Genomic DNA, 25,666 nt, shown 5'->3' on the forward strand with positions numbered 1-25,666 from the left:
GCGGAAAACTGCTCAGGTCCTGCCGCGAGGCCTCTGCCGGGCCTTGTGGATATCTTGAGGGATAAATCGGCTCGCTGCAACCGGAATATTCAGCTGGTCGGAGCATTTGGGCAGTTCAGACTGGTTTCAGATATACTGCGCACTTCCTGTATCTCTCCTTCAGCGAAAGAGGCAAGTCGCACCATCAGGCGGCCTTCGTGCAAAAACGGCCACCAACAGACCGGAATACCGTCAGGATCGTTGTCGTAGAGAAAACAAATCTGCCCGTTGGGCGTGGTGATTTGCCCATAGACACAGCCCTGCCCCTCTTCACGCCAGACCGAGACACGGCGGTTCAGGAACTGTTCGGTTCCAACCAGACCACCGCTGCGAATCTCGTAAAAGGTAAGAGTTTTGCCGACAGCCGCATCCAGAAACGCATCAGGCGTGATGATAGTCTGTGCCGAGACCCAGCCGGGCAGCAGGGCCGCACACAGTGCGAGCCCGCGCAGGCCTCTACCAATTGTCACGGAACCACCGCACGGCGCGCTTGAACGGGCGCGCGGCGTAAGTATCAACCGGGATTTCGAAATCCCACCATTCGTCCTGAGGATGGGCCGCAAACAGGCTGAGGCCGACAGCGGACGAGAATCCGGGCCCGGTGGCCGATTGCGGCAGGCCGTGCACGCGCAACGGGCGGCCCAGGCGCACGCGTTGACCCAGAATGCGGGTGGCAAGCCCGTCCAGCCCCATGATCTGGCTGCCGCCCCCGGTCAACACGATCTGTTGGCTTGGCATATGTTCGAATCCTGCAGCATCCAGCCGCACACGCACCTCTTCAAGGATTTCTTCGACACGGGGACGCATGATGCCGATCAGCTCGGCACGACTGACGGTGCGGCGGTCATGCTCCCAATCGCCGGTGTCGCCGCCGATATCGATCATGTCACGGTCATCAGCTCCGGTGGCATGTACGCCGCCGTTGAACGTCTTGATCCGTTCGGCCACGGCCGCAGGCACACCCAGACCCATCGAGATATCGGAGGTCACGTGATCGCCACCCATGCGCACGCAATCGGCATAGATCATGTGCTTCTTCATGAAGATTGAGACACTGGTGGTGCCACCGCCCATATCGATACAGGCCGCGCCCAGTTCTTGTTCATCTTCGACCAGTGCCGAGACGCCGGACACATAGGCCGAGTTCGCAATGCCTGCGAGCTCCAGGTCGCAGCGTTTGATGCACCGCACGATGTTCTGGATCGCCGTCGCATCCACAGTCAGCATATGCATGTCAACGGCAAGGCTTTGGCCCATCTGCCCGCGTGGATCGATCAGGCCTGAACGGTTGTCGAGTGCGAAATTCACAGGTTGCGCGTGCAACACTTCGCGCCCGTCGCCATAATCCGGCACGTCGCAGGCATTCAGAACGCGCCCCACTTCGGCTTCGCTCACCAGTTGGCCGTCCAAATCCACTTGCGCGTCCAACCCGTAAGAGCGCGGGTTGGCGCCCGAGAAACAGGCAATCACATGATCGACGCGGATATCCGCCATCTTCTGCGCCGCTTGCAGCGCGGTGCGGATGGCACGTTCGGTTTCCTGCATGGCGGTGACTTCGCCAAACTGCACGCCGCGCGACCGGGTGGTCGCAGCACCGATGACACGGAAGCCCGTCTGCCCCGCCATCGAGCCGATGGTGTTGTCCTCACTCAGCCGACCTGTGCCGTCAAAGCGCAGGACGAGGCAGGCGATTTTCGAGCTGCCTATGTCCAGAATCGCGATCACACCACGTTGCAAAGCCTGCCGCCGCATCTGACGCATGGCGCGTTGGGACTGATAAAGATCGGTCATCATGGTCGTTACTGCCCGTTACTCACTGTCACTTTTGTGTTCCACCAGTCTTCGCTGGCGGCTTTGGTCATTCGGATGGTTGGACGCTGCCCGAGGCGCATGTCGACCACGGCCACGTCACGTTCCAGAAGGTCCTGCACCTCGTTCACCGCGAGCACACGTTCCAGCGCGCGCGCAGGGCGGTCAGTCGGCAGCATGATGCGCTGACCGCGATCGAGCACCAGATCCCAGCGCCGTTCCCCAACGCGCACCAACCCGCGTACGCGATTGCCCAGGCTGCGCGATGTTTGAAGAAGCTCCAGCGCTTCACTCACGTGATCATTGGCGCCCGTGCCCGCGATCAGCGGCAATTCGGCATGGTTCTTGCGAGAGGTCGTTTCCTTGACATGCGCGCCTGTCTCATCGAGCAGTTCGAGCCCGTCCCGCGTTCGCCAGACAATCACCGGCTGACGCTCGACGACATCCACTTGCAGGATGCCGCCGGGGCGGATTCTGACGGTTGCGGACTTCACCGGGTCCAGCCCGGTGATCGTGTCGCGCATCTGTTCTACATCCAGATCCCAGGAACTGATCGGGAAATCCAGAGGCACAACTTCGCGGATGTCCTCGGACAGGCTGGTACCTGCCCCGTCGATGGCCATCAGGTTGACCATGAATTCGGGACGCTCCTGAATCGAAGTGCGCACGTCTGCGATATATGCCCCAAGTGCGTCACGACGGTCCTGAGAAGCAAAGAACAAGCCGGTCGCTGCGGCGATGGCACAGATCGGCAGACCGACTTTGACGCCCAGACGAATGCCCGGTGTCAGCATCCACCGCTGAAGCCGATAGCTGAGACGCGACGGGGCCGGGTCGCTGCGCCGGGCGGTGCGGGAAAACACCCGCGCCCCATGCAGACGCAGAAGCGGTTGAGTTCCATGCGTTTCGGTGTCTGCCGAGGCGAAATCCGCATCCGGCCCGGCAAGGGGTTTGGCACGATGGATTTCCAGCGAGCGGCTGGCGGTTAGCGATCGCATGAGGCGTCCTCCACCATCCATGCGCAAAGCTTGCCGAATGTCATATCCAGATGGGCGGCCTGTTCCGGGGCCAGAGACGTGGGCGTCATACCGGGTTGGGTATTGGTCTCCAGCAGAAACAATCCATCAACACCCATGCTGTCATCCCAGCGGAAATCGGTACGGCTGACGCCTCTGCATCCCAAGACACTATGCGCGCGCAAGGCGTAGTCCATACAGCGATCAAAGATGTCTTGCGGGATGTCCGCAGGCAGCACATGCCATGATCCGCCGGGTTTGTATTTGGCGTCATAGTCGTACCACCCGCCATCGGTCTTGATCTCGGTCACGGTCAGGGCACGGTCGCCCATCACGGTCACGGTCAACTCGCGCCCAGCCACGTATTTCTCGACCATGATCTGGTCGGGCATATCTTCGGACAGTTGCGGCGGGCCGTTGGCGTTTTCATGTACGATATAGATGCCGACGCTGGAGCCTTCGTTGTTTGGCTTGGCCACGTAAGGCGGCTCCATCACGTGCGCTTCGATCACCAAAGTTTTTGGGACGATCACACTTGGAACTACGGGCAACCCTTCGGCCCGATAGGCTTCTTTGCTGCGCTGTTTGTCCATCGCCAGAGCTGAGGCCAGCACGCCGGAATGCGTGTAGGGAATGCGCATCCACTCCAGCAGGCCCTGAACACATCCATCCTCGCCCCAGCGGCCATGCAGAGCGTTGAAAACCACATCGGGCTTGATGTCCAGTAGGCGCGCATAGAGGTCGGGACCCGCGTCCAGTTCGACCACTTCAAAACCTTCTCCCACAAGAGCGGCTGCGCATTCGCGCCCAGAGCTGAGAGACACCTCGCGTTCCGCCGAGGGTCCACCCATCAATACCGCCACTTTGGGGCTTGTCCTGCTCGACATACCCACGTTCGTGCGCCTCAATGTCCCCGGACCTTATGTGGTGGTCCGTACTGCGTTTATGCCTTTGATCCGTCGCCTTAAATTGCCTGTTATTGGTCTGACGGTCGGGGCTTTATTTCTTCAGCGGATCACCGACCCGCATGATTTCCCACTCTAGCGTGATGCCGCTTGTTTCGTAAACCTTTTTTCGCACCTCTTCGCCCAGACCTTCGAGGTCGGCAGCAGTGGCTGAACCGGTATTGATCAGGAAATTCGAGTGTTTCGGGCTCATCTGCGCACCGCCAAGCGTCGCGCCTCGCATCCCGGCGTCGTCGATCACTTTCCACGCCTTGAGATCATGCACGTCATCCGCCTGACCCGTTGAGGAAAACCCGGCCGGGTTGCGGAACGTCGAACCCGCGCTGCGGTCTTTGGTAGGCTGGGTTTCGTCGCGTTTTTTCAACTGCACCTCCATGCGGGCATGGAGATCTTCGGGAATACCTGAAGCGCCCTCGAACGTTGCCGACACAAGAACCGAACCTTCGGGCAGGTCCGTCTGGCGATAGCGAAAGTTCAGATCTTCGGGTGTCAGCTCCACAACTTCGCCCTGCCGGGTGACGATGGTCGCCTTGCGCAGAACATCCGCAGTGTAGCTGCCATAGCAGCCCGCATTCATTCGCACGGCGCCGCCGATTGAGCCCGGAATGGTGCGCAGAAAGGTCAGGTCAACACCGGCATCCGCGGCCTTGCGCGCCACATGCGCATCCAGCGCAGCGGCCCCTGCCGTCACGGTATTGCCTTCAACCGAGATCGTATTGAATCCACGGCCCAGCCGAATCACCACGGCCCGCAGACCGCCATCCCGGACAATCAGGTTCGACCCGACACCCATCGGAAAGACCGGAATGTCCGCGGGCAATTCCCGCAGAAAGGACTGTAGGTCTTCGATATCGGCGGGCTGGAACAGGTAATCTGCCGGGCCACCGACGCGAAGCCATGTGAGGTCTGAGAGAGTACGCGCCTGAGACAAGCGGCCTCGGGGAGCGGGAAGCACTGTCATGCGTCTGCGCGCACCGCCAGACTGCGTCCACCAACACCACCCATAATCGCGGCAAAGAGAAAGGGAAGTACTCCCGCGGTCAGCCAGACCAGCGGGCCGAACGCTTGTTCTTCTTCGCCTGTTCCAATACCGGCCAGAACGACAATCAACGCCAACCCGACGGCCGAGGCCAGCCCGATCAGCCACAACAGGCCGCGTAGACCAAGCCAGCGGCCCGCCGTGAATCCGGCAGCGGCCCCGAGAAGGAAGGAAAGAATTGGCAGATAGGCAAATGTAGCGACCGACGCCATGGCGGATCTCCTGAAATTGGTCGGTTATTCGTCAGCCGTCTTCATGCCCTGCATTTTCGTCTTTGTCCAACGGGTCAGATAAATAACTGGCCAGCGCAGCACGGACATGCCCATGGCCAGCACCAGCAAACCGATCCACGGGCCGTTTTGATAGGTGACATATCCCAGAATCGGAATGCCCACGGCGATCAGGATATAGGCGCGTGTCCAGTGGTTGTCTTTGCTTGGGATCATTGCCAGCAGATTCGCAGCTATCCCCCAGAGACCGGCAAGAGCGATGGACCAGTTCATTCCATGACCTCCCCTCGCACCCATTTCCGCCAATAGAACCGGATGGGGTTGCGGAACATCGAAACGAAACCGCCGAAGGCAAAAACGGACCAGAACCAGCCGTGGTCATAGCCCAGCCACACGATCAGAACCGGAGCACAGATCAGCAGGGCCACGCCCGGCGGGAACTGCAGGCGCATCGGCAAGAACGCCACAATCGTGGCACAGATCACCCAGAGGGCGGCAAAGATCATCGAATAGTCCATCTGTCCCCTCCGAGGACATGCGATAGCCGCTGGCAGATTGCCACACTTTCAGGTTGTGCACCAAACAGAAGGGAAGTCAAACAGCTTGTTTTCGTTGCAATCTCTCTGGCAGACCGTTGGCCCAGGCGCTGATCGTGCCGGCCCCAAGACAAACCACCATATCGCCCGGACGGGCCTGTTCCCGCACAAGACGTTCCAGATCGTTTTCGTCCAGCAACGCGCGGGCGTGGCGATGGCCGTGGCGGATCAAACCTTGCACCAGATCATCACGGGCTGCGCCATCAATCGGATCCTCTCCGGCGGCGAAAACCTCGGCGATGGCCACGACATCGGCGTCGTTGAAGCACGTGCAGAAATCGTCAAACAGGTTGGACAAGCGCGAATAGCGGTGCGGCTGGTGCACGGCGATCACGCGGCCTTCGGTTGCCTGACGGGCGGCCTTGAGGACAGCGGCGATTTCAACCGGATGGTGGCCGTAATCATCGATGATGGTAACACCGTCGATCTCGCCAACCTTGGTAAAGCGGCGATTGACGCCACCGAAATTGGCCAGTGCATCCCGGATTTCTGACGCTTTCATGCCCAGATGGCGGGCAACAGCCACGGCGGACAGAGCGTTTGAAACGTTGTGATCACCGGGCATCGGCAGGGTGCAGCCTTCGATCACCTTGTCTTCGTATTGCAGATGGATATCGAAATGCGCGACGCCGCCTTTATAGGTCAGATTCTCGGCGCGCACATCGGCCTGCGCGTTGAAGCCATAGGTCCGCACACGGCGGTCAGTGATCCGCCCGACCAAGGCCTGTACCTCGGCATGATCGGTGCAGCAGACCGCCAGACCGTAAAAGGGCAGGTTCGAGACGAACTCATGGAAGCCATCGCGCAACGTATCGAAATCGCCCCAATGCTCCATATGCTCTGGGTCGATATTGGTGACGATGGCGATAGTTGCGGGCAGGCGGTTGAAGGAACCGTCGCTTTCGTCCGCTTCGACGACCATCCATTCGCCCTGCCCCATCCGCGCGTTCGAGCCATAGGCATGAATGATACCGCCATTGATCACGGTTGGATCGAAATCCCCCGCCACCATCAGCTCGGCCATCATGGTGGTCGTGGTGGTTTTGCCGTGCGTGCCGGCGATTGCAATATTCGAACGCAAGCGCATCAACTCAGCCAGCATGTCAGCGCGGCGGACCACGGGCAGGCCTTGGGCCCGCGCCTCATCCAGTTCCGGATTGCCCGGTTTGATCGCGGTCGAGACGACAACCACTGCCGCATTCTGAAGGTTCTCAGCACGCTGACCGACGAAAATCTCGGCCCCCAAACCCGCTAACCGGTCCGTGATTTTTGAGGCTTTCAGATCAGAACCCTGTACCCGGTAACCCAGGTTGAGCAACACTTCGGCGATGCCTGACATCCCGATTCCGCCAATCCCTACAAAGTGAATCGGTCCTACGTCCTGCGGTAGTTTGGTGGCTGGGTTCATGTGGTCTCCTTCTGCGCCAACTGTTCGACAAGGGCGACCAGACGTTCGGTTGCGTCGGGTGCCCCGACCGACAAGGCGGCATGGGCCATTTTCTGTGCGGCTTCGGGGTTCGTGAGAACCGTGGTGATTTGCTGTGTCAGCGCGGGAACGTCAAGCGCATTTTCCGGGATCATGATGGCCCCGCCCGCCTGCACCAACCCACGTGCATTGGCGGTCTGGTGATCTCCGGCGGCAGCGGCAAAAGGGATCAGGATCGAGGGCCGTCCGATGATCGAGATATCGGCAACGCTGGATGCGCCCGAACGTGAGATTACCAGTTGGGCATCTGACATACGTCGCGGAACGTCTTGGAAAAAGGGTTGAACATCGGCGCGAATGCCGTGGTCGTCAAAGAAAGCTGTGACGCGCTCGCCGTCTTCATCCCGCGCCTGATGCGAAACGCGGATATGGTTGCGGATATCTTCGGGCAGTGCGGCGATGGCACCGGGCACCACGTCGCTGAGGATGCGTGCGCCTTGCGATCCGCCCATGACAAGGACCGACATCGGGTAGTCACCGGGCGGGATATAACCGGCTGCGGCGCGGTCCAGAACGGCGGCCCGAACCGGGTTACCGGTATGGGTGCCATGCGCGCCCTCGGGCAGGTCCGTGGGCCAGACACCGCAGGCCACCTGCGCGACGCGGGTGGCGAACAGTTGGTTCACACGTCCCAGCACTCCGTTCTGTTCGTGGATCATGCGCGGGATTTTCAGCATGGTCGCCGCGCCCAGTGCCGGGATCGACGGATAGCCACCGAATCCAACGACCACATTCGGTTTGTCGCGCATCATCTGGAACACCATGCTGGCGACGCCACCCGCGATCTTGGGACCGGCCATAGCCTTGGCCGTCAGGCCGCCACGCGCGAAGGTGGCCGAGGAGGCCTCGACAATCTCGGTCGAGTGCGGGAAGCCGCCAGTATAGCGGGCTCCGCGCGGGTCGGTTGACAGGCGCACACGCCAGCCTTTGTTCAGCATCGCCTCGGCCAGTGCCTGCGCCGGGAACATATGCCCCCCGGTGCCGCCAGCCGCAATCAACAGGTAAGGTTTCCCCATTATCCTCGTCCGCGTAAAATGTCGCCAAGTTCACCCTGTGGTCGGGTTCGGGTAAAGGCCAGCAGCATTCCGACCGCAATACCGCCTGCAATCAGCGATGAGCCGCCATAACTGACAAAAGGCAGGGTCATACCTTTTGCGGGCAGCAGGCGCACGGCCACACCCATGTTGATCATCGCCTGGACGCCGAACATGCAGGCCAGCCCGGTCCCCGCGAGACGGATGAACATGTCGCGCTCGCGCATCAGCCGCAACAGCGAGCGCACGACGATCAATGAGTAAAGCGCGATGATGATCAGCACGAGGATCAGGCCGTATTCCTCGGCCGCAACAGCAATGATGAAATCGGTATGTGCATCAGGTAGCGACCATTTCACCTGCCCTTCACCCACACCGACACCAAAAAGGCCGCCTTCTCGGATGGCATTGGTAGCATAGCCAAGCTGAGTGGTCGGATCGACCTCTTGATTAAGAAAACCATCAATACGGCGGGCGAAGTGTTCGGAATTCGAATAAGCGAACATACCACCAAGCACGACCGCGCCAGCCATTCCGACCAGCAGCAGCATCGGCGCACCGGCGACAAAATACATCACGCCCCAGCCAAACAGGATCAGGCAGGCCTGACCGAAATCGGGCTGCATCACCAGCATACCCACGATGGCCATACACAGCGCGAAGGACCACAACCGCCCAGGAGGGCCGTTGATTTCCTGCGAAGCGGCCAGCAGCCACGCGGCAACGACGATGAATCCGGGTTTGAGAAACTCGGACGGCTGCAGCGAGGCAAAGCCCAGCGAGTACCAGCGCACCGCACCCTTGCCGAAGTCGGTTCCAAACACGGGCAAGAAGGCAAGCGCAACGAAAGCGCCCAGAAAACCCAGCACGGCCAGACGGCGCACCAAGGTCGGAGACATCATCGATGTCAACAGCATCGCAATTAGCGCCAATCCGCCGAAGATGGCCTGACGCTCGACATAATGGAACGGATCGAAACCGTTTCGCCCGGCCAGCGGTGGCGAAGAAGCCAGCCCCAGCAATAGCCCGATGGTAAACAGGATCAGAACGCAGGACATTGTCCAGCGATCGATTGTCCGCCACCACTTTGGTAGAATCGGTTCACCGCGCTGGTCCTGGACCGCGCCATACACCATCTCAGTCATGAGATACCGCCACTCTCTGCCTCGTTAACGCCCCGTTTTCGGGGTCTGATTGAGACTCTACAGGGATTTTTGTTTTTGGGCTAGCAGAATGAGGGAATAAGGCAGAAATCTACCTCCCAGGCGCGAGGTGTCCCCCATCTGCCTTTGGCCGACCATAGGTGTTGCAGTATCAGCCGCGTGACTGCTCGGGATCGGCATGCGACCGAACCCGTAAGATGTTTCACTTTATGCTATTCTTTGATCGGATATCGGTCGGGCTCTTCAAACACATCGATTACACGAGACCCCGCCTTAATAGTCCCACCGTGCTCGACTCCAGACGGGATAGAATAACTGTCGCCGGAGCGGTAGGTGTTGGTTTGGCCGCCTATGGTGAGTTCAATTTCCCCCTCAACCACTGTCCCCCATTGGGCACCATGCGAATGCAAAGGAAGCTTCATATCCTTGAGAAAAGTAAAAAACGCGACCAAACCTGCATCGGATCGAATGACGGCTGTCTGCACTACGTCTTCAGGAAATGGCACGTCTAGTTTTGGGAATGACGCTACAAATTCTGGAAATTGCATTGGAAATCCTCTGTCAGCGAGTTCTGTAAAAACTCTGGGCGTAAAGGCGGCAGCATGCCAGTGCGCTGAACATCTGGCAATCCGCATGTCAGTTGACCTCAGATTTGGAAACCGCAGGTGGCTCGTCTCGTGAACCACATCATCATGAGCTCTTGCTATCCTACCTAATCCACGCCATGCGCTGCACATGACCTACGATACGATCATCCTTGGAGCCGGGGCCGCCGGCATGATGTGCGCAGCCAATTGCGGTGGGCGCGTGCTGGTGATTGATCACGCCAAAGCACCCGGTGAGAAAATCCGTATCTCGGGCGGCGGGCGCTGTAACTTTACCAACATGTATGCGGGGCCGGGCAACTTCCTGTCGCGGAACCCGCATTTCTGCAAATCCGCGCTTGCGCGGTATACACAATGGGATTTCGTCGATCTGGTCGGGCGTCATGGCATTTCCTGGCATGAGAAAACGCTGGGCCAGTTGTTCTGCGACGGCTCTTCAAAACAGATCATCCAGATGTTGCTGGACGAGATGAGCAATGCAGGAGCAGAGCTGTGGGTGCGAACTTCTCTGCGTGATTTGCGCATGGATGACAGCGGATTTGTGCTGGAAGTCGAACGCGAAGGGCAACGGCTGCACCTGACCTGCGCAAATCTCGTGCTGGCCACGGGCGGAAAATCCATCCCCAAGATGGGAGCGACCGGGCTGGCCTATGACATTGCCGGGCAGTTCGGCTTGCGCATGACCAACACCCGTGCCGCACTGGTACCGTTCACCTTCTCCGACGGGCGGTTCAAGGACCTGTCGGGCGTTTCTCTGCCTGTGCGGTTGGCGAATGACCGTACCAGCTTTGACGAGGCGTTACTGTTCACCCATCGGGGCCTCAGCGGGCCGTCGGTATTGCAGATTTCGTCTTACTGGAAGGAAGGTGAAGCGATCCGGGTGAACCTGATCCCCGATCTGCCCCTGTTCGATCTGTTGCGCACGCAGCGGCAAAGCGCGGGCCGCAAAGCGTTGACCACCGAATTGGCCCGGCACCTGCCGGCCCGGCTGGTCGATTACCTGTGTCAGATTTTTCCAATGTCCGGGAATCTGGCGGATCAGTCGGATGCGAAGCTGACGACCCTGACTGCAGCCTTGTCTGAATGGCAACTGGTGCCGTCCGGAACCGAAGGGTATCGCACTGCCGAAGTCACCCTGGGTGGAATAGATACCGATGATCTGTCCTCGAAAACGATGGAGGCCAAGGAAATCCCTGGCCTCTATGCGATTGGCGAAGCGGTGGATGTCACCGGGTGGCTGGGCGGCTACAATTTTCAGTGGGCGTGGTCATCGGGCCATGCCGCTGGGGTTGCTATTGCCGCCAAGGGTCAGCCGACACGTCAGATTGCGCGGCCTTAGCCGACAACGTTATACCCGCGACCGCGCATGCAGTTGCGCACAATCACTTCCTGATTCTGGTTGTTGTTAATCGCGCTTGCACCTGCACCAATCAGGGCACCAGCTGCTGCTGCGCGACCCAGATCGCTGGCGCTGTTGTCAATGATCGCCGTGGTCGCCGCAGCACCAGCCGCGCCGATGGCTGCAGCACCTGCCGTGTTGCGGTCCAGCGTCGGCTGAGACCGTGCCAGCGCCTGACAATTGGCCAGATCGGACTGATAGTTGGGGCCTACCGCCCCATCAATGATCGGAACATAATTCGCCCCGCTATTGGCGCAAGCCCCGGCCAGAGCGACCACGGGAAGTACGAAGAAAATTTTGCGTGCAGACATTTCCGCTACCTCTTTTTGAACTGAAGGTGACGCAACCTTACTTCTCACAAAGTGTCAATCCGATTAGGGAAAGTCCAGATCAACCAGCAGGTCGCTACCTCACGTCAGGCGCTTGGACACCTGTTCGGCAAAGTCATCTCCGCGTTGTTCAAAGTTGTCGTACTGATCAAAACTGGCCGCTGCCGGGGCCAGCAACACAGTGTCGCCCGCTTCGGCATCTTCCATGGCCTGCGCCACGGCGGCCTCCATCGTGGTACAAACCTGCGCATCAGCTTCAAGCTGCATCGCAAAACCAGCTGCTTCGCGACCGATCACATAGGCCTTGAGAACCTTGCCTGCTGCCGCGTTCAGGGCTGCGATGCCGCCCTCTTTCTCAAGGCCACCGCAAATCCATCTGATCTTTTTGAATGCCATCAGAGCCTTCAGGGCGCTGTCGACATTGGTCGCCTTGGAATCGTTGACGTACGTAACCCCATCCGCTTCAGCGATGATCTGGCTGCGGTGCGGCAGACCCGGGTAAGTGTACAGCGCATCCTCAATCACGCGCGGCGCAAGGCCCAGCGACCGGCAGGCAGCGTAAGCCGCGCAGGCGTTCTGGTGGTTATGCGCGCCGGGCAGTCCCTTGATTGTACGCAGATCGATGGACCCCGCTTGACGCCCCTTGCGATACTCTGACAGGAATCCTTTGCGCGCGAACACCTGCCAACCCGGCCCGGTCAGTTTCCGCACCACCGAGATACGGATCACCCGGTCATCCGTCGGCCCTTCGGCCAATTGTCCGGCCAGAAACGCGCCTTCGGTTTCATCGACACCGACGATCGCGCGGTCCGGGCCGCCTTCGGCAAAGAGGCGCCGTTTGGCCGCGAAATACCCGCCCATGCCACCGTGACGGTCCAGATGATCGGGCGACAGGTTGGTGAACACCGCCACATCGGGGGTCAGAGCGCGGGCCAGTTCCGTCTGGTAACTGCTGAGTTCCAGCACCACAACCGAGCCATCTCCGCCCGGATCTATATCCAGAACCCCGCGTCCGATATTACCCGCCAATTGCGCCTCACGCCCGGCCTCGGTCAGGATGTGGTGGATCAGCGCCGCTGTGGTCGATTTCCCGTTCGAGCCCGTGACCGCGATCACGCGCGGCGGGGTGTCATAGTTGTTCCATTCCGGCCCGGCGAAGGAGCGGAAGAACAAGCCAATGTCATTGTCCACCGGCACGCCTGCGTCCAAGGCTGCAGCAACCACCGGGTTCGGTTCAGGATAGAGATGTGGAATGCCGGGTGAGACAATCAGCGAGGCGATGTCGTCAAACGCCCCATGCTTGCGCAGGTCGGCGCAGGTGAAGCCCTCGCTTTCGGCGGCCTCACGGGCCGCCGGGTTGTCGTCCCAGCACACTGGCTCGGCCCCGCCCGCACGCAGGGCGCGGGCTGTTGCCAAGCCGGACCTACCCAGCCCCAGAAGGGCGACTTTCTGTCCTATAAAGCCTTTGACTGGGATCAATGCGAAACCCTACGCTTTGCGGATACAAAAAGCAATGTATACGTCAAACAAATGGTCATAAATGACCCAATCGAGATCAACCACAAAACCCAATTTCCGGTAAGTACGCCAGGCAAAGCCAGCGGAGTTGCAAAACACACAGCAATTGCAAATACGATCAGCATGCAAAACTGCGCTCCCCAACCCATTTGGGCGACTTTACGAAATCCATCATCTTGGCCGATTATGCCCGTACCGCGTAACGCAACAACAGTTGCGTGTGCTGAGAAGGCATAGGTCGGAACTACATAAACGGGTGCCATGAGAGCAAAGGCAACCAGACCGATGCCCAACCCAGCTGCCGACAGAAGAGAGGTTACTTTCAAAAGGCCCGCGGTCCATGCGATTGCCGCAACCAAAGCCTGACCACTGTTAGCGATCCATTCATTGTGATCGCGCATAAAAACTAACATTTTTTCCTTTTTTACCTTACTTTCAGCGTCGCCAGACCGATCATCGCCAGGATCAGCGAGATGATCCAGAAGCGGATCACGATGGTCGGCTCGGCCCAGCCTTTTTTCTCATAGTGGTGATGGATCGGGGCCATCAGGAAGACCCGTTTGCCCGTGCGTTTGAAATAGAGGACCTGAATGATCACGCTCAGCGCCTCGACCACGAACAGGCCGCCGACCACGGCCAGAACCAGCTCGTGCTTGGTGGCCACGGCAATGGCGCCCAGCGCACCGCCGAGGGCCAGCGATCCGGTGTCACCCATGAACACAGCCGCCGGAGGGGCGTTGTACCAGAGGAACCCAAGGCCTGCTCCGAAAAGCGCAGAGGTGAAGATGAATATCTCCCCCGTACCGGGGACGTAATGCACGTCGAGATATTCGGTAAAGTCGACCCGACCCACCGCATAGGCGATGATGCCGAGCGTCGAGGCCGCAATCATCGCGGGCATGATGGCCAGCCCGTCCAGACCGTCGGTCAGGTTGACCGCATTAGCAGCCCCAACGATCACGACAATCGAAAACGGAATGTAGAAGATGCCCAGATTGACCAGCGTGTCCTTGAAGACCGGCACGGCCAGTTGGTTTTGCAGCGCATCGGGGTGGTGCAACGTGGCCCAGAGCGAGGCCAGTACGGCAATAATCACACCCAAAGCGAGACGCATCCTGCCTGAAACCCCTTGAGTGTTCTGTTTTGAGACCTTGGCGTAGTCGTCCGCAAATCCAATCGCTGCATAAGACAAAGTCACGAACAGAACCATCCAGACATAGGGATTGTCCAACCGCGCCCAGACAAGGGTCGAGGTCACAAGGGCTCCGACAATCAGCAGCCCGCCCATGGTCGGCGTACCTGCCTTGGAAAAATGCCCCTCAGGGCCGTCATCACGAATTGGCTGACCCTTGCCCTGCTTTCTGCGAAGCACATTGATCAGGGGTTTTCCGAAGATGAAACCAAAGATCAGCGCGGTCATGAAGGCACCGCCTGCACGGAAGGTGATATACCGGAAGAGGTTCCAGAAATCCCCCCCGTCCGACAGAGCGGTCAACCAGTACAGCATGCCAATACCTTTCTCAAACGAGGCGCGCGGGCTTGATCACCCATCAAGCGCGCCCCCTTGCCCCATTTTGCGCAGACCGTCAACAATCGCGGCCAATGCCATGCTGAGCGAACCTTTGGCGAGCACAGTGTCCCCATCCCGGATCAATGCGGGCAGCTGCTCGGCCATTTCGGCGCTGGTTGCAAACCAGAGACCGCGCTTCTCTTCGGGCAATGCCTGGTGCATCGCCTGCATCAACGGCCCGATGCAATGGACCTGATCCACCTGCGTCATCACTTTGATGTCTGCCAGGGCGGCGTGCATCGCCTTTTCCTGAGTGCCCAGTTCTTTCATGTCACCCAGAAACGCTATGCGACGAGTACCGTCAGAGGTGGCCAATACGTCCAGCGCTGCCTCCATCGAGGTTGGGTTGGCGTTATAGCTGTCATCCAGCAGTTCGATCTGCCCGCCCCCTGACAGTGGTAAGCTCTCGCGCACCCCGCGCCCTTTAACCGGAGACCACGCGCGCAGCGTCGGAATGGCCTGATCCAGATCGACGCCCAATTCGACGCAGGCCGCCAAAGCGCCAAGAGCGTTCGTGGCGAAATGCGTACCGGCAGAGTTCACCTCAAACCGGATCACTTGAGCACCGATCTTTGCTTCGGCTTTCACAGTGTCGGCCGCGGCTTGAATATCGATCAGCCGGTAATCCGCTGCGTTGCGGCCGAAATCGACAATCGCTGCCCCCCGCTCGAACGCCGTTTGGCGCAGGATGTCCGCGTGGTCGATATCTGCATTGACGATCGCGGCCCCGCCGGTTTCGAGCCCCTCAAAGATCGCCGCTTTTTCATGGGCGATGCCTGCCACCGACTCGAAGGCTTCCAGATGCACTGCCGCCACGGTCGTAACCAGCGCCACATGCGGGCGGGCTTGTTTGGCGAGCGGAGCAATTTCGCCCGGGTGGTTCATGCCGATTTCGATCACCGCAAACTCGGTGTTGCGCGGCATCCGTGCCAATGTCAGTGGAACACCCCAATGGTTATTATAGCTGGCCACGCTGGCGTGGGTCTTACCTTGTGTTTCAAGGATCGTCGCCAGCATTTCCTTGGTCGAAGTCTTGCCCACGCTACCCGTCACGCCCACGATGCGCGCATCAGTTCGTGCCCGTGCTGCCTGCCCTAACGCTTCAAGGCCCGCCTGCACGTCGTCGACGATCAGCAATGGTGCGCCTTCGGGTACGTCTTCAGGAATGCGGGATACCAGCGCTGCCCCGGCCCCTTTTTTTAACGCCTGCGCCACGAAATCATGTCCGTCCCGCGCGGCTTTCAGCGCCACGAACAAATCGCCAGGCTGAAGGGTGCGGGTGTCGATGGACACGCCATTTGCGATCCAATCGGTCGTTGCCTGCCCGCCGGTCGCCTCAGCGGCCTCGGAAGCTGTCCAGAGCGTCATGCGACCCTCCCGTCCAGCGCGGCCACGGAAATACTGGCCTGCTCCACATCGTCGAATGGCAGAACCTGATCCCCCACGATCTGACCGGATTCATGACCCTTTCCTGCGATCAGCAATGCATCGCCGGGTTGCAACGCATCGATGCCGCGCAGGATGGCCTCGGCACGGTCACCGACTTCGGTCACGCTGGTTTCGCCCGCGGCCTCCACAGCGCCTGCCATGACGGCTGCGCGGATGGTCGCGGGGTCTTCGCTGCGTGGGTTGTCATCAGTGACAAAGACCACATCTGCATGGTCGGCTGCCGCCTTGCCCATCAGGGGGCGTTTGGTGGCATCGCGATCCCCGCCTGCACCAACAATGGCAATCAGACGGCCCATCACGTGCGGGCGCAGCGCCTTGAGGGCCGTGGCCACGGCGTCAGGCGTGTGAGCGTAATCCACAAACACTGTCGCACCATTGTCGCGGGTTGCAGCCAGTTGCATCCGCCCCCGAACCGTCGTCAGGTGCGGCAGGGTTTCAAAGACCTGCTCGGGGCCGTCGCCTGCGGCGATCACCAGCCCACAGGCCAGCAGGATGTTTTCAGCCTGAAATCCACCAATCAGATTCAGACGGGTCTGGAAGGTTCGGCCCTGCCACGCAAAGCGCAGGTCCTGCCCGGTGGCATCAAAGCGCTGGTTGATCAGGCACAGATCGGCATCGCCCAAGCCGACCGTCAGCAAAGACTGGCCCCGCTCCTCGGCGATCCGCCTGACCTGAGCCCCTTTAGGGTCGCTCAGGTTGACGACAGACGTTCCATCCTGCGGCAGGACACGGTCGAACAGACCAGCTTTTGCTGTAAAATAAGCTTCGAAGGTTTCGTGGTAGTCCAGATGGTCCTGCGTGAAATTCGAGAACCCGGCAGCTGTCAGATGCACACCATCGAGGCGGCGCTGTTCGAGGCCATGAGACGAAGCCTCCATCGCGGCATGCGTCACGCCGTTCTCGGCCGCCTCGGCCAGACAGCGATGCAAGGTAATCGGCTCAGGCGTGGTATGGGCCAGCGGCGCGGTCCAGGCACCCTCGACCCCGGTGGTGCCGAGGTTGACAGCGGCGTGACCAAGTTCGGTCCAGATCTGACGCACAAAGGTGGAAACAGACGTTTTGCCGTTTGTGCCGGTGACCGCGACGATGGTATTCGGCTGCGCGCCGAACCAAAGTGCCGCCGCACCGGCAAGCGCCTGACGCGGATCTTCGACCACAACCAGCGCTGCGTCCGAGGTTGCAAGCTCTGCCTCGGCAATCTCTGCCCCTTCGGCATCTGTCAGGATCGCAGCGGCCCCCATGCGCAGGGCAAACTGGATAAACTCTCCGCCATGAACGCGGGAACCAGGCAGGGCCGCAAACAGGAAGCCGCCTTTCACCTCACGGCTGTCCACGGCCAGACCGGTGATATCGGGGTTTGCGCCCACTCTCGCGGTCAGGGCCAGTTGGCTGAGATTCTTTGTCCTTGTGCCCATGACCCACCTCTTGCTGGACAGCCTAGTTTGAGGTCAGCGTTATAGCAGCGCCCGCCTCAGGCTCAAGCCGGGGACGTAACCCCAAAAGTGGCGCGATGCGACCGATGAGTTCGGCGGCTACAGGCACCGCGGTCCAACCTGCCGTGCGGCGTTTTTCGCCATAGGCCACGATCGAGGGTTCATCCAGCGTGACGATCAGAACGTATTGCGGATCGTAGGCCGGGAAGATCGTCGCGAAGGTGGCAATGACCTTGTCGTCATAATAGCCGCCGCGTGGTTTGGGCTTGTCCGCCGTGCCGGTTTTGCCCGCCACGTCATAGCCTTTGACCTCGGCAAAGCTTGCTGTGCCATCCGTCACAACTTTGCGCAGCATTTTCTGTGCCTGACGCGCGGTACCCTGCGACATGATACGAGGGCCATATTGAGGGCCATTCTTACGCAGGATGGTCGGGCTGACATAATGCCCGCCATTGGCAATCGCCGCATATCCGGCGGCCAGATGCATCGGGCTGGTCGACAAACCATGACCATAGGAAATCGTCACAGTGCTGAGCTCACCCCATTTCTTGGGCTTTAGCGGTGCACCACCCTTGGCCTCTACAATCTCGAACGGGGTCGGGTCGAACATACCAAGCGCGTTCAGAAAATCCTGCTGTCGGTTTGAACCGATTTGCAACGCCAAACGCCCTGTACCACGGTTCGAGCTGTGGACGATCACATCCGCCACGCTGATCTTGCCGTAGTTCTTGCCGTTGAATTCACCGATTGGGAACCGACCGATCTTCATCGGGCCAGATGTATCGATGATGGTATTCGAATTCACCAACCCAAGCTCGACAGCCTGCGCAGCGGTGAAAATCTTGAACACCGATCCCAATTCGTAAACGCCCTGCACATAGCGGTTGAACAGCGGGCTGTCCGAGGGATCAAAGCCCGAGGTCGGCGGGCGCGGGCGGTCATTCGGGTCAAAAGACGGAAGCGAGGCGGCGGAAACAACCTCACCCGTATGCGCGTTCATCAGAACCGCCGAGGCGCCCTTGGCGTTCATGATTTTCATGCCGCCATAAAGCACCTGCTCAACCGCGGCCTGAATTGTCAGGTCCAACGACAGTTGCAGCGGTTTGTTGCCGTTGGCCGGGTCGCGCAGATAATCGTCAAACTGCTTTTCCACGCCGGCCACGCCAATCACTTCGGCGGCGCTGACGCCTTCGCGGCCAAAACCGGACCCACCCAGAATATGCGCAGCCAGTCGGCCATTCGGGTAAAGCCGCATTTCGCGCGGGCCAAACAGGATACCCGGATCACCGATATCGTGCACGGCCTGCTTCTGCTCGGGCGAGATGCGTTTCTTGATCCACAGGAACTTGCGTTTGCCGGTAAAATCCTTGACCAGACGCTCTTTCTCCAGATCGGGAAAGATCGCTACCAGTTTGTCCGCCGCAGCAACCGGGTCAATCATCAGAGGTGGCTGCGCGTAAACGGAATATGTATCCAAGTTGGTCGCCAGAATGCGCCCTTCACGGTCGACGATGTTCGCGCGCTGCATTGCAATCGCCGCCCCCGGCGCGCTGGCCAGAGGTTCTTGCGCCTCAGACGTCGCCAGCATTCCCATGCGGACACCAACGACGGAAAACGCGCAGAAGAAGAACAGGCCAAGCACCAGCAGACGCCCTTCGGCGCGGGCGCGGGCGCGGTCTTTCATATCTTCATGGCGCTTGCGGATGTTCTCACGCTCGATTGCCTTGGGGTTTTCGCCCCGAGCGCGGGCATCAAGGATACGGGCCAGCGGGCGCAGAGGGGTACGTGTCATGGGATCTGCACCTCGCCCAAAGCCTGAATGTCGGTGATGGCCTGCAATTCAATCGGGTCCACGATGGGCAGGTCCGGGTCTTCGGCATAGGCGATCTGATCGGCTCGTCCGAACTGTTCGGCCCGCAATGGCAGCAGGCCAAGGCGTTCAAAATTCAGGTCTGCCAGTTCGCGCAGCCGATCCGGGCGGTTCAGATAGGCCCATTCGGCATTCAGGACGGCCAACCGCACCTGTGCCATTCCGATCTCACGCTGCAAGGACTGTGTTTCCTTAACCACCTGCTGGGTACGGTAGTTTTCCTGATAGGCCCACAATGCCAGCCCGAACACGGACAGAGCAGTCAACACATACAAGACACTCTTCATCTTGCCCTTCCCCCCAGTTGCGGCATCCCGATGGCCCGGGATTCAATTTCCCCCGCCGGAGCATCGGTTCGTATTGCGACGCGCAGCTTGGCCGAACGCGCGCGCGGGTTTTCCTGCAATTCCTGTTCGTCAGGTCCCACCGCCTTACGGGTCTTCAACGTGAATTGCGGCTGGTCCTGCTCAATTTCCGGCGCATAGCGGTTCGCACGCCCCGTCTTGCCTGCGCGCGACTGGAAGAACCGTTTGACCATCCGGTCTTCTATGGAATGGAAAGTGACTACGGCCAATTGCCCGCCAGGCTTCAATGCGCGTTCAGCGGCCATCAGCCCATGAAACAGCTCTTCATATTCCGCGTTTACCGCGATCCGCAGACCTTGGAAGCTGCGCGTCGCCGGGTGAGATTGGCCCGGTTTCGGGCGCGGCAGGCAGGATTCGATGATCTCAGCCAGACGCAGAGTCGTTGTGATCGGTGCGTCCGTGCGCGCTTTGACAATCGCCTTGGCAATCCGGCGGCTGGCGCGTTCTTCACCGTAGTGGAACAGGATATCTGCCAGTTGAGCTTCGGAGGCCGTGTTGACCAGATCGGCAGCGCTTTCACCGTCCTGACTCATGCGCATATCCAGCGGGCCGTCCTTCATGAAGGAAAACCCACGCTCCGCCAGATCCAACTGCATGGAAGAGACCCCAAGGTCCAGCACAACGCCATCCAGATCCTGCGCGTATTCGTCCATACGCGAGAACACGCCGGGCTGCATCACCAGCTGATCACCGTATTCAGCCGCCCAATCTGCCGCCATTTCAAAGGCCAGCGGGTCGCGATCCACACCTATGACCTTTTCAGCACCCGCCTCCAGCAACCCGCGCGTATATCCGCCTGCGCCGAAGGTACCGTCCAGCCAAATTCCGGACACCGGCGCCACCGTTGCCAACAAAGGGCGCAGCAGAACGGGAATGTGGGGCTTGTCGGAATGGATATCAGCGCCGGCCATGCCGTTACGCATCCCCGGTGCTATCAAGAAACTGCATCGGATCGAAGTCGTCCGGCAGATCATCTATCCATTCTTCAGTCTTGGCCAATTCCTCAACCTCGTAGGTCTCGGGCTTCCAGATCTGGAACGTGTCACCGGCGGCGATAAAGAACGCCTCACCTTCGAGGTCGATCTTGGTGCGCAACTTGGCAGGCAGCACCAGACGTCCGGTTTCATCTACTGTGGTCGGGAAGGATTGGCCATGGAACATACGCTGCAGCATCCGGCGCTGCATTGACCCACGCGGCAAGGCATCGATTTTGGCGTCAACCTCGTCAATCGCCTGCATGGTATAGCATTCAAGGAATTTTCGGCGGTGGTCACCGTAGACGATCACAAGTTCAGGATTGTCACCAGGCTGCCAATTGGGGTCGGACGCCTCAAGCACACGGCGAAAAGAGGCCGGGATCGAGACCCTGCCCTTCGTGTCCACCTTATGGTGGCTTTCACCTCTGAACCTGCGCGCCAAGACGACTGTCCCTTTCGCTTGCGCCCCACTTGAAATTCGCGTTCCCCCCGGATGAAAAACGGCGGGTTGATCTGCTGCCACTGATCAACCCGCCGCATTGACCCGCTGTGCGGGATGTCCAGCTGCACGCGCCACCTGGGGGGATGTCTGCTCGCCCGCGCGCCGGATCTCTTGATTGATGAAAGCGAGATGCCTGTATGAAACCTGATTATTTTTGGTCGGGGTCGTTTGGTGCCCCTGCTGCCTCGTCCTCATCGGATGTATAAGGGATGCCATGGGAATTCATGGAAATCAATAGGAAAATTGCGGAGCGTGTCGTACGAAACACGCTCTAAACACAGCATCATACTAAAATTGGAGCATCACAGCACCATTTGTAGCAGAATATGAATCAGTATCCGCTACATATAGAAGAAGCGGAGTTGGAGTTTTTTCCCATAAATTCCCGAAAATTTTTGAAACTCACCGTTGAGGGTGGAATAACTGCGTGTCCTTGGGCAGCCATCTCGCAGAATCGCTCGAGATATTTGGGCGATTCCGGCCTGAAATCCCCTCGACAACCAACACCGCCCATGGATTCCCATAGGCTGCCGATCGCGCGCTCCGCGAGCCATGAAACTGGTAAGTCGCCGCTCTTCGCGATGCCCCTTCGATTGCGGACGCTTTCAGAAACGCTTTATTTCGAACAAATTCCCACCCACCGTGCTCAATTCAAAGGCAAGCTGCCAAAAGGTCATCTTTCCGTCGCCTACAGTGACCCAAGGTAATGCCCAATATTTCAAGGCGCATTTCGAGCCGACGGAAAAAACTGAACCAATCTATGCGCTTGCTGCATAGCAGCATTGACAACACGACCTATTGTGCAATTGCAGCATTTGCCTATTTTCAATCTCAAGCAAGGGCCGAGCGTTATCGGCAAAGCAAGAAAATACGGATGATGAAAATGGCAGTCGCAGGCACACATACAGCCCCCAAGAGCGCACCGGCGTTCGGAATCGCAGCATTGTTTGAAAACGCCAAGACGCGTTTTACCCGCTACCGTATGTATCGCCAGACCGTTAATGAACTGTCCGCTCTGTCCAATCGCGAACTGGCCGACCTCGGCCTGCACCGCTCTATGATCCGCCGCGTTGCCATTCAGGCCGCAAACGATCAAATCGCGCGATAGCGCAACACGCATACTGAGATCAGGCCCTTCCTCCTCCCTTAGGGTCTGTAATCAGCGGCAACGTCTTTCCTCCTCCCTGACGTTGCCGCACCAAATACCGGCCTCAACCTGCCGGAGACTGATACATCGAGGCTCTCCTCCTCCCTGCCTTGATGTTGAAAGCGCGCGGCGACGCCTTCCTCCTCCCTGACGTCGCCGCGTCTTCCTTATACCGGGCTCAAACCCGGGTTCGCATACATTGGGGCTTCCTCCTCCCTGTCCTGATGTAGAAAAGAACGGCGGTTCCCCTTCCTCCTCCCTGGGAACCGCCGTTTTTGTTTTTCAGACACTGGTGTAGGATGGCGTCCTGATTTTTGATCCGGAGGATGCCATGGCCGCCTATTTTATCGCGCAGATCGATATCCACGACCCGGAGGGGTATCAGGACTATCTGGCGGGGTTCATGCCGATCTTCGACCGCCACGGAGGTCGCTTGTTGACGATCTCGTCCAAATCGGTCGAACGAATCGAAGGCAAATGGCCCGAAGGCGGAATTGTGTTGATGGAGTTTCCGGACCTTGCGGCAGCAAAAGCCTGGAAAGACGACCCCGACTACATCGAATTGGCGAAAATCCGACAGGCCACAGCTGCCACCAATCTGGTTCTGGTCGACGGGATATGACGCCTCAGAACGGGACGTCATCCTTGTTGGTCAGGAAACGTGAGACGACCTTCTTGGTGCCCGCCTTGTCAAAATCGACCTCGACCTTGTCGCCTTCGATGCCGATCACTGCGCCATAGCCGAATTTCTGGTGAAACACCCGCTCGCCCAGCGTGAAACTGGCCAAGGCCGTGGCGTCGATCACCGTGTTTCTGCTTTCTTTCGGTTGCGACATGCCATATTGCCCCTGCCGCGCCTGCAACCGCCTCCAGCCGGGAGAGTTGTAGACATTCGCTTCGGCTGCACGTGTTTCAATGCCCGCCGTTTGCTGACCGCCACCATAGAGCCCCGGGGGCGTCAATACCTCGACATGTTCTTCCGGCAATTCGTCAATGAAGCGTGAAGGCATGGAGTTCTGCCATTGCCCGAACACCCGCCGGTTAGCGGCAAAGGAAATAGTGCAAACTTCCTCGGCGCGCGTAATGCCGACATAGGCCAGACGGCGCTCTTCCTCGAGGCCTTTGAGGCCGGATTCGTCCATTGACCGTTGCGAGGGGAACAAACCATCCTCCCACCCCGGCAGGAAGACGACGGGAAACTCAAGGCCTTTGGCCGCGTGCAGGGTCATGATCGAGACCTTGGCACCATCACCGTCCTGCTCGTTATCCATGACCAGACTGACATGTTCCAGGAACCCTTGCAGGTTCTCGAAATTGTCCAGCTGATTGACAAGCTCCTTGAGGTTTTCCAGACGTCCCGGTGCTTCGGGCGTCTTGTCGTTCTGCCAATGGGCCGTATAGCCGGACTCGTCGAGGATAATCTGCGCCAGTTCGATATGCGTATGTTCGGGCGCGCCGAACCGCATGGGAGAAGTCCCGTCATCAATTACCGAATCGTCGTCCACCTCGATCCGAGGCCCACGTGTCATCGCATTCCACCGCGCCAAACCGTCAATTAATTCGCGCAGCGCTTTGCCGCCCTTGCCCTTGATCAACCCGTTGTCGACCGCGATCCGCGCGCCATCGACCAAAGACACCCCGTTCTCGCGCGCCGTCATCTGAATCGTCTGTTGCGCCTTGTCGCCAAGGCCACGTTTTGGCGTGTTCACGATTCGCTCAAAGGCCAGATCATCCTCGGGGCTGACCACAAGCCGGAAATAGGCCATGGCATCGCGAATCTCCATCCGCTCATAGAATCGCGGGCCGCCTATCACCTTGTAGGGTAGACCGATGGTCAGGAACCGATCCTCAAAGGCGCGCATCTGGTGCGAGGCGCGCACAAGGATAGCCATCTCATCAAGGTTCACAGGGCGGATGCCACGTGTCCCGCCCTGCATAGCGTCGATTTCTTCGCCGATCCAGCGGGCCTCTTCTTCGCCATCCCAATGACCGATCAGATTGACCTTGTGGCCTTCTTCGACATCGGTCCAAAGTTCTTTGCCCAAACGGTTTTCATTGCCCCGAATGACGTTCGATGCAGCGGCCAGAATATGCGGGGTTGAGCGGTAGTTCTGTTCCAGCCGCACCACATGCGCGCCGGGAAAATCCTTTTCGAACCGCAGGATATTGCCCACCTCGGCCCCACGCCAGCCATAAATCGACTGATCGTCGTCGCCGACGCAACAAATGTTCTTGTGCCCCTTGGCCAGTAAACGCAGCCACAGGTATTGGGCAACATTGGTGTCCTGATACTCGTCTACGAGAATATAACGGAACCAGCGCTGGTATTGCTCCAGAACATCCTGATGGGTCTGGAAGATGGTGACCATGTGCAAAAGCAGGTCGCCGAAATCCACCGCATTCAACTCGCGCAGGCGGGTCTGGTACTGGGCGTACAGTTCTATGCCCTTGTTATTATAGGCTCCGGCATCGGCGGTCGGCACCTTGTCCGGCGTAAGGGCGCGATTTTTCCAATCGTCGATGATCCCCAGCAAGTGCCGCGGCGGCCAACGCTTCTCATCAATATTATTCACTTTCAGCAACTGCTTTATCAGCCGCAGTTGGTCGTCCGTATCCAAGATTGTGAAGTTTGACTTAAGATCGACCAACTCCGCATGACGTCTAAGCAATTTAGCGCTAATTGAATGAAAGGTGCCAAGCCAGCGCACAGGTTCTTGGACCGAATATGGGGTATTCTCCAAACGGATTTGCATCTCTTTCGCGGCCTTGTTGGTGAAGGTCACTGCTAGAATTTCGTTCGCCCTGACCCCGTGTCGCTCTATCAAATGCGCAACACGTGCCATCAACGTCCTTGTTTTTCCTGTACCCGCACCAGCCAATACCAAAAGGGGACCGTCGATTTTTTCGACCGCATCTCCTTGTGCCGAGTTAAGACCCTTCTTGTACTCGCCTTTCGGTTCTGAAAACCGAGCCATTGCGCGCGCAGACAGGGATGCGCCTTCGAAGGCGTCGTTTTCGTCAAAACTGCTCATGGCGCCAAACTACGCTGGAAAAGCGCGAAGGGAAAGGGTTTGTTCACGGCTTGTTCACAAGGTTTTTGTACGTCTTTTTGCCTTCAATTCTAA

General features: G+C 58.9%; 26 protein-coding genes. 3 read left to right on the plus strand and 23 right to left on the minus strand.

Annotated elements, in window-relative coordinates:
• Window positions 1-89 precede the first annotated feature (89 nt).
• From ACR0K5_RS02915 to ACR0K5_RS02970, 12 genes are all read right to left on the minus strand, one after another.
• Window positions 90-509, minus strand: coding sequence for a hypothetical protein (locus ACR0K5_RS02915; RefSeq protein ID WP_480628236.1), 420 nt, complete (start codon window positions 507-509; stop codon window positions 90-92).
• Window positions 496-1,830, minus strand: coding sequence for a cell division protein FtsA (ftsA, locus tag ACR0K5_RS02920; RefSeq protein ID WP_480628746.1), 1,335 nt, complete (start codon window positions 1,828-1,830; stop codon window positions 496-498). Before ftsA ends, ACR0K5_RS02915 begins: the two co-directional genes overlap by 14 nt.
• A gap of 8 nt (window positions 1,831-1,838) precedes the next feature.
• The gene (locus tag ACR0K5_RS02925) at window positions 1,839-2,846 is read right to left on the minus strand and encodes a cell division protein FtsQ/DivIB (RefSeq protein ID WP_480628237.1); all 1,008 of its coding nucleotides are present in this window, start codon (window positions 2,844-2,846) and stop codon (window positions 1,839-1,841) included.
• On the minus strand, window positions 2,834-3,751 hold the full coding sequence (locus ACR0K5_RS02930) for a D-alanine--D-alanine ligase (RefSeq protein ID WP_480628238.1): 918 nt from the start codon (window positions 3,749-3,751) through the stop codon (window positions 2,834-2,836). The genes ACR0K5_RS02925 and ACR0K5_RS02930 overlap by 13 nt, the downstream gene beginning before the upstream one ends.
• Before the next feature lie 112 nt (window positions 3,752-3,863).
• On the minus strand, window positions 3,864-4,790 hold the full coding sequence (gene murB / locus ACR0K5_RS02935) for a UDP-N-acetylmuramate dehydrogenase (protein ID WP_480628239.1): 927 nt from the start codon (window positions 4,788-4,790) through the stop codon (window positions 3,864-3,866).
• Window positions 4,787-5,080: a hypothetical protein gene (locus ACR0K5_RS02940; protein WP_152458656.1), complete on the minus strand. Its 294-nt coding sequence runs from the start codon at window positions 5,078-5,080 to the stop codon at window positions 4,787-4,789. Before ACR0K5_RS02940 ends, murB begins: the two co-directional genes overlap by 4 nt.
• A gap of 24 nt (window positions 5,081-5,104) precedes the next feature.
• On the minus strand, window positions 5,105-5,371 hold the full coding sequence (locus tag ACR0K5_RS02945; RefSeq protein WP_480628240.1) for a DUF2484 family protein: 267 nt from the start codon (window positions 5,369-5,371) through the stop codon (window positions 5,105-5,107).
• Complete coding sequence (locus ACR0K5_RS02950; RefSeq protein WP_480628241.1) at window positions 5,368-5,616, minus strand: DUF2484 family protein; 249 nt, start codon at window positions 5,614-5,616, stop codon at window positions 5,368-5,370. Before ACR0K5_RS02950 ends, ACR0K5_RS02945 begins: the two co-directional genes overlap by 4 nt.
• 76 nt (window positions 5,617-5,692) lie before the next feature.
• On the minus strand, window positions 5,693-7,102 hold the full coding sequence (murC, locus tag ACR0K5_RS02955) for a UDP-N-acetylmuramate--L-alanine ligase (protein WP_480628242.1): 1,410 nt from the start codon (window positions 7,100-7,102) through the stop codon (window positions 5,693-5,695).
• Window positions 7,099-8,196: a UDP-N-acetylglucosamine--N-acetylmuramyl-(pentapeptide) pyrophosphoryl-undecaprenol N-acetylglucosamine transferase gene (locus ACR0K5_RS02960; protein ID WP_480628243.1), complete on the minus strand. Its 1,098-nt coding sequence runs from the start codon at window positions 8,194-8,196 to the stop codon at window positions 7,099-7,101. Before ACR0K5_RS02960 ends, murC begins: the two co-directional genes overlap by 4 nt.
• On the minus strand, window positions 8,196-9,359 hold the full coding sequence (gene ftsW / locus ACR0K5_RS02965; protein WP_480628244.1) for a putative lipid II flippase FtsW: 1,164 nt from the start codon (window positions 9,357-9,359) through the stop codon (window positions 8,196-8,198). The genes ACR0K5_RS02960 and ftsW overlap by 1 nt, the downstream gene beginning before the upstream one ends.
• Before the next feature lie 230 nt (window positions 9,360-9,589).
• Complete coding sequence (locus ACR0K5_RS02970) at window positions 9,590-9,925, minus strand: cupin domain-containing protein (RefSeq protein ID WP_480628245.1); 336 nt, start codon at window positions 9,923-9,925, stop codon at window positions 9,590-9,592.
• 187 nt (window positions 9,926-10,112) lie between these two features.
• Between ACR0K5_RS02970 and ACR0K5_RS02975 the strand changes: the two genes are divergently transcribed.
• A complete protein-coding gene (locus tag ACR0K5_RS02975) occupies window positions 10,113-11,321 on the plus strand; it encodes a BaiN/RdsA family NAD(P)/FAD-dependent oxidoreductase (RefSeq protein ID WP_480628246.1) in 1,209 nt (402 codons plus the stop codon).
• On the opposite strand, the gene ACR0K5_RS02980 is transcribed toward ACR0K5_RS02975, so the two are convergent.
• The 10 genes from ACR0K5_RS02980 to mraZ form a co-directional block, all read right to left on the minus strand.
• Complete coding sequence (locus ACR0K5_RS02980) at window positions 11,318-11,692, minus strand: glycine zipper family protein (protein WP_480628247.1); 375 nt, start codon at window positions 11,690-11,692, stop codon at window positions 11,318-11,320. The genes ACR0K5_RS02975 and ACR0K5_RS02980 overlap by 4 nt on opposite strands.
• A gap of 99 nt (window positions 11,693-11,791) precedes the next feature.
• Window positions 11,792-13,189 carry a UDP-N-acetylmuramoyl-L-alanine--D-glutamate ligase gene (gene murD, locus ACR0K5_RS02985; RefSeq protein WP_480628248.1) on the minus strand — a complete coding sequence of 466 codons (1,398 nt, stop codon included), beginning with the start codon at window positions 13,187-13,189 and terminating at the stop codon, window positions 11,792-11,794.
• Window positions 13,186-13,641, minus strand: a complete 456-nt coding sequence (locus tag ACR0K5_RS02990; RefSeq protein WP_480628249.1) for a hypothetical protein — start codon at window positions 13,639-13,641, stop codon at window positions 13,186-13,188. The genes murD and ACR0K5_RS02990 overlap by 4 nt, the downstream gene beginning before the upstream one ends.
• An 11-nt stretch (window positions 13,642-13,652) precedes the next feature.
• The gene (gene mraY / locus ACR0K5_RS02995) at window positions 13,653-14,735 is read right to left on the minus strand and encodes a phospho-N-acetylmuramoyl-pentapeptide-transferase (RefSeq protein WP_480628250.1); all 1,083 of its coding nucleotides are present in this window, start codon (window positions 14,733-14,735) and stop codon (window positions 13,653-13,655) included.
• Window positions 14,736-14,771: 36 nt separating this feature from the next.
• Window positions 14,772-16,166, minus strand: a complete 1,395-nt coding sequence (locus ACR0K5_RS03000; protein WP_480628251.1) for a UDP-N-acetylmuramoyl-tripeptide--D-alanyl-D-alanine ligase — start codon at window positions 16,164-16,166, stop codon at window positions 14,772-14,774.
• On the minus strand, window positions 16,163-17,662 hold the full coding sequence (locus tag ACR0K5_RS03005; RefSeq protein WP_480628252.1) for a UDP-N-acetylmuramoyl-L-alanyl-D-glutamate--2,6-diaminopimelate ligase: 1,500 nt from the start codon (window positions 17,660-17,662) through the stop codon (window positions 16,163-16,165). Before ACR0K5_RS03005 ends, ACR0K5_RS03000 begins: the two co-directional genes overlap by 4 nt.
• Before the next feature lie 22 nt (window positions 17,663-17,684).
• Window positions 17,685-19,472, minus strand: coding sequence for a peptidoglycan D,D-transpeptidase FtsI family protein (locus tag ACR0K5_RS03010; protein ID WP_480628253.1), 1,788 nt, complete (start codon window positions 19,470-19,472; stop codon window positions 17,685-17,687).
• Window positions 19,469-19,837: a cell division protein FtsL gene (gene ftsL, locus ACR0K5_RS03015; protein WP_480628254.1), complete on the minus strand. Its 369-nt coding sequence runs from the start codon at window positions 19,835-19,837 to the stop codon at window positions 19,469-19,471. Before ftsL ends, ACR0K5_RS03010 begins: the two co-directional genes overlap by 4 nt.
• Complete coding sequence (rsmH, locus tag ACR0K5_RS03020) at window positions 19,834-20,826, minus strand: 16S rRNA (cytosine(1402)-N(4))-methyltransferase RsmH (RefSeq protein WP_480628255.1); 993 nt, start codon at window positions 20,824-20,826, stop codon at window positions 19,834-19,836. Before rsmH ends, ftsL begins: the two co-directional genes overlap by 4 nt.
• A 4-nt stretch (window positions 20,827-20,830) precedes the next feature.
• Window positions 20,831-21,298 carry a division/cell wall cluster transcriptional repressor MraZ gene (gene mraZ, locus ACR0K5_RS03025; RefSeq protein ID WP_480628256.1) on the minus strand — a complete coding sequence of 156 codons (468 nt, stop codon included), beginning with the start codon at window positions 21,296-21,298 and terminating at the stop codon, window positions 20,831-20,833.
• 979 nt (window positions 21,299-22,277) lie between these two features.
• Here mraZ and ACR0K5_RS03030 point away from each other — a divergent pair.
• Together ACR0K5_RS03030 and ACR0K5_RS03035 are read left to right on the plus strand one after the other, a co-directional pair.
• Entirely contained in the window at window positions 22,278-22,502 is a 225-nt protein-coding gene (locus ACR0K5_RS03030) for a DUF1127 domain-containing protein (RefSeq protein WP_480628257.1), read from the plus strand.
• A 370-nt stretch (window positions 22,503-22,872) separates the two neighbouring features.
• Window positions 22,873-23,163: a DUF1330 domain-containing protein gene (locus ACR0K5_RS03035; RefSeq protein WP_480628258.1), complete on the plus strand. Its 291-nt coding sequence runs from the start codon at window positions 22,873-22,875 to the stop codon at window positions 23,161-23,163.
• A gap of 4 nt (window positions 23,164-23,167) precedes the next feature.
• On the opposite strand, the gene ACR0K5_RS03040 is transcribed toward ACR0K5_RS03035, so the two are convergent.
• The gene (locus tag ACR0K5_RS03040; RefSeq protein WP_480628259.1) at window positions 23,168-25,573 is read right to left on the minus strand and encodes an ATP-dependent helicase; all 2,406 of its coding nucleotides are present in this window, start codon (window positions 25,571-25,573) and stop codon (window positions 23,168-23,170) included.
• Window positions 25,574-25,666: the final 93 nt, after the last annotated feature.

The sequence above is a fragment of the Ruegeria sp. AB9 genome, from assembly GCF_056542585.1.

Bases quoted from the DNA above. Each gene is read 5' to 3' on its own strand.
- ACR0K5_RS02930 (WP_480628238.1), bottom strand. From the start codon at position 3,751: ATGTCGAGCAGGACAAGCCCCAAAGTGGCGGTATTGATGGGTGGACCC.
- ACR0K5_RS02950 (WP_480628241.1), bottom strand. From the start codon at position 5,616: ATGGACTATTCGATGATCTTTGCCGCCCTCTGGGTGATCTGTGCCACG.
- ACR0K5_RS02975 (WP_480628246.1), top strand. From the start codon at position 10,113: ATGACCTACGATACGATCATCCTTGGAGCCGGGGCCGCCGGCATGATG.
- ftsW (WP_480628244.1), bottom strand. From the start codon at position 9,359: ATGACTGAGATGGTGTATGGCGCGGTCCAGGACCAGCGCGGTGAACCG.
- rsmH (WP_480628255.1), bottom strand. From the start codon at position 20,826: ATGGCCGGCGCTGATATCCATTCCGACAAGCCCCACATTCCCGTTCTG.
- ACR0K5_RS02970 (WP_480628245.1), bottom strand. From the start codon at position 9,925: ATGCAATTTCCAGAATTTGTAGCGTCATTCCCAAAACTAGACGTGCCA.
- ACR0K5_RS02980 (WP_480628247.1), bottom strand. From the start codon at position 11,692: ATGTCTGCACGCAAAATTTTCTTCGTACTTCCCGTGGTCGCTCTGGCC.
- ACR0K5_RS02945 (WP_480628240.1), bottom strand. From the start codon at position 5,371: ATGAACTGGTCCATCGCTCTTGCCGGTCTCTGGGGGATAGCTGCGAAT.
- ftsL (WP_480628254.1), bottom strand. From the start codon at position 19,837: ATGAAGAGTGTCTTGTATGTGTTGACTGCTCTGTCCGTGTTCGGGCTG.
- ftsA (WP_480628746.1), bottom strand. From the start codon at position 1,830: ATGACCGATCTTTATCAGTCCCAACGCGCCATGCGTCAGATGCGGCGG.
- ACR0K5_RS03005 (WP_480628252.1), bottom strand. From the start codon at position 17,662: ATGGGCACAAGGACAAAGAATCTCAGCCAACTGGCCCTGACCGCGAGA.
- ACR0K5_RS02990 (WP_480628249.1), bottom strand. From the start codon at position 13,641: ATGTTAGTTTTTATGCGCGATCACAATGAATGGATCGCTAACAGTGGT.
- ACR0K5_RS02925 (WP_480628237.1), bottom strand. From the start codon at position 2,846: ATGCGATCGCTAACCGCCAGCCGCTCGCTGGAAATCCATCGTGCCAAA.
- ACR0K5_RS02940 (WP_152458656.1), bottom strand. From the start codon at position 5,080: ATGGCGTCGGTCGCTACATTTGCCTATCTGCCAATTCTTTCCTTCCTT.
- ACR0K5_RS02960 (WP_480628243.1), bottom strand. From the start codon at position 8,196: ATGGGGAAACCTTACCTGTTGATTGCGGCTGGCGGCACCGGGGGGCAT.
- murC (WP_480628242.1), bottom strand. From the start codon at position 7,102: ATGAACCCAGCCACCAAACTACCGCAGGACGTAGGACCGATTCACTTT.
- ACR0K5_RS03040 (WP_480628259.1), bottom strand. From the start codon at position 25,573: ATGAGCAGTTTTGACGAAAACGACGCCTTCGAAGGCGCATCCCTGTCT.
- mraY (WP_480628250.1), bottom strand. From the start codon at position 14,735: ATGCTGTACTGGTTGACCGCTCTGTCGGACGGGGGGGATTTCTGGAAC.
- ACR0K5_RS03010 (WP_480628253.1), bottom strand. From the start codon at position 19,472: ATGACACGTACCCCTCTGCGCCCGCTGGCCCGTATCCTTGATGCCCGC.
- ACR0K5_RS03000 (WP_480628251.1), bottom strand. From the start codon at position 16,166: ATGACGCTCTGGACAGCTTCCGAGGCCGCTGAGGCGACCGGCGGGCAG.
- murB (WP_480628239.1), bottom strand. From the start codon at position 4,790: ATGACAGTGCTTCCCGCTCCCCGAGGCCGCTTGTCTCAGGCGCGTACT.
- ACR0K5_RS03035 (WP_480628258.1), top strand. From the start codon at position 22,873: ATGGCCGCCTATTTTATCGCGCAGATCGATATCCACGACCCGGAGGGG.
- ACR0K5_RS03030 (WP_480628257.1), top strand. From the start codon at position 22,278: ATGGCAGTCGCAGGCACACATACAGCCCCCAAGAGCGCACCGGCGTTC.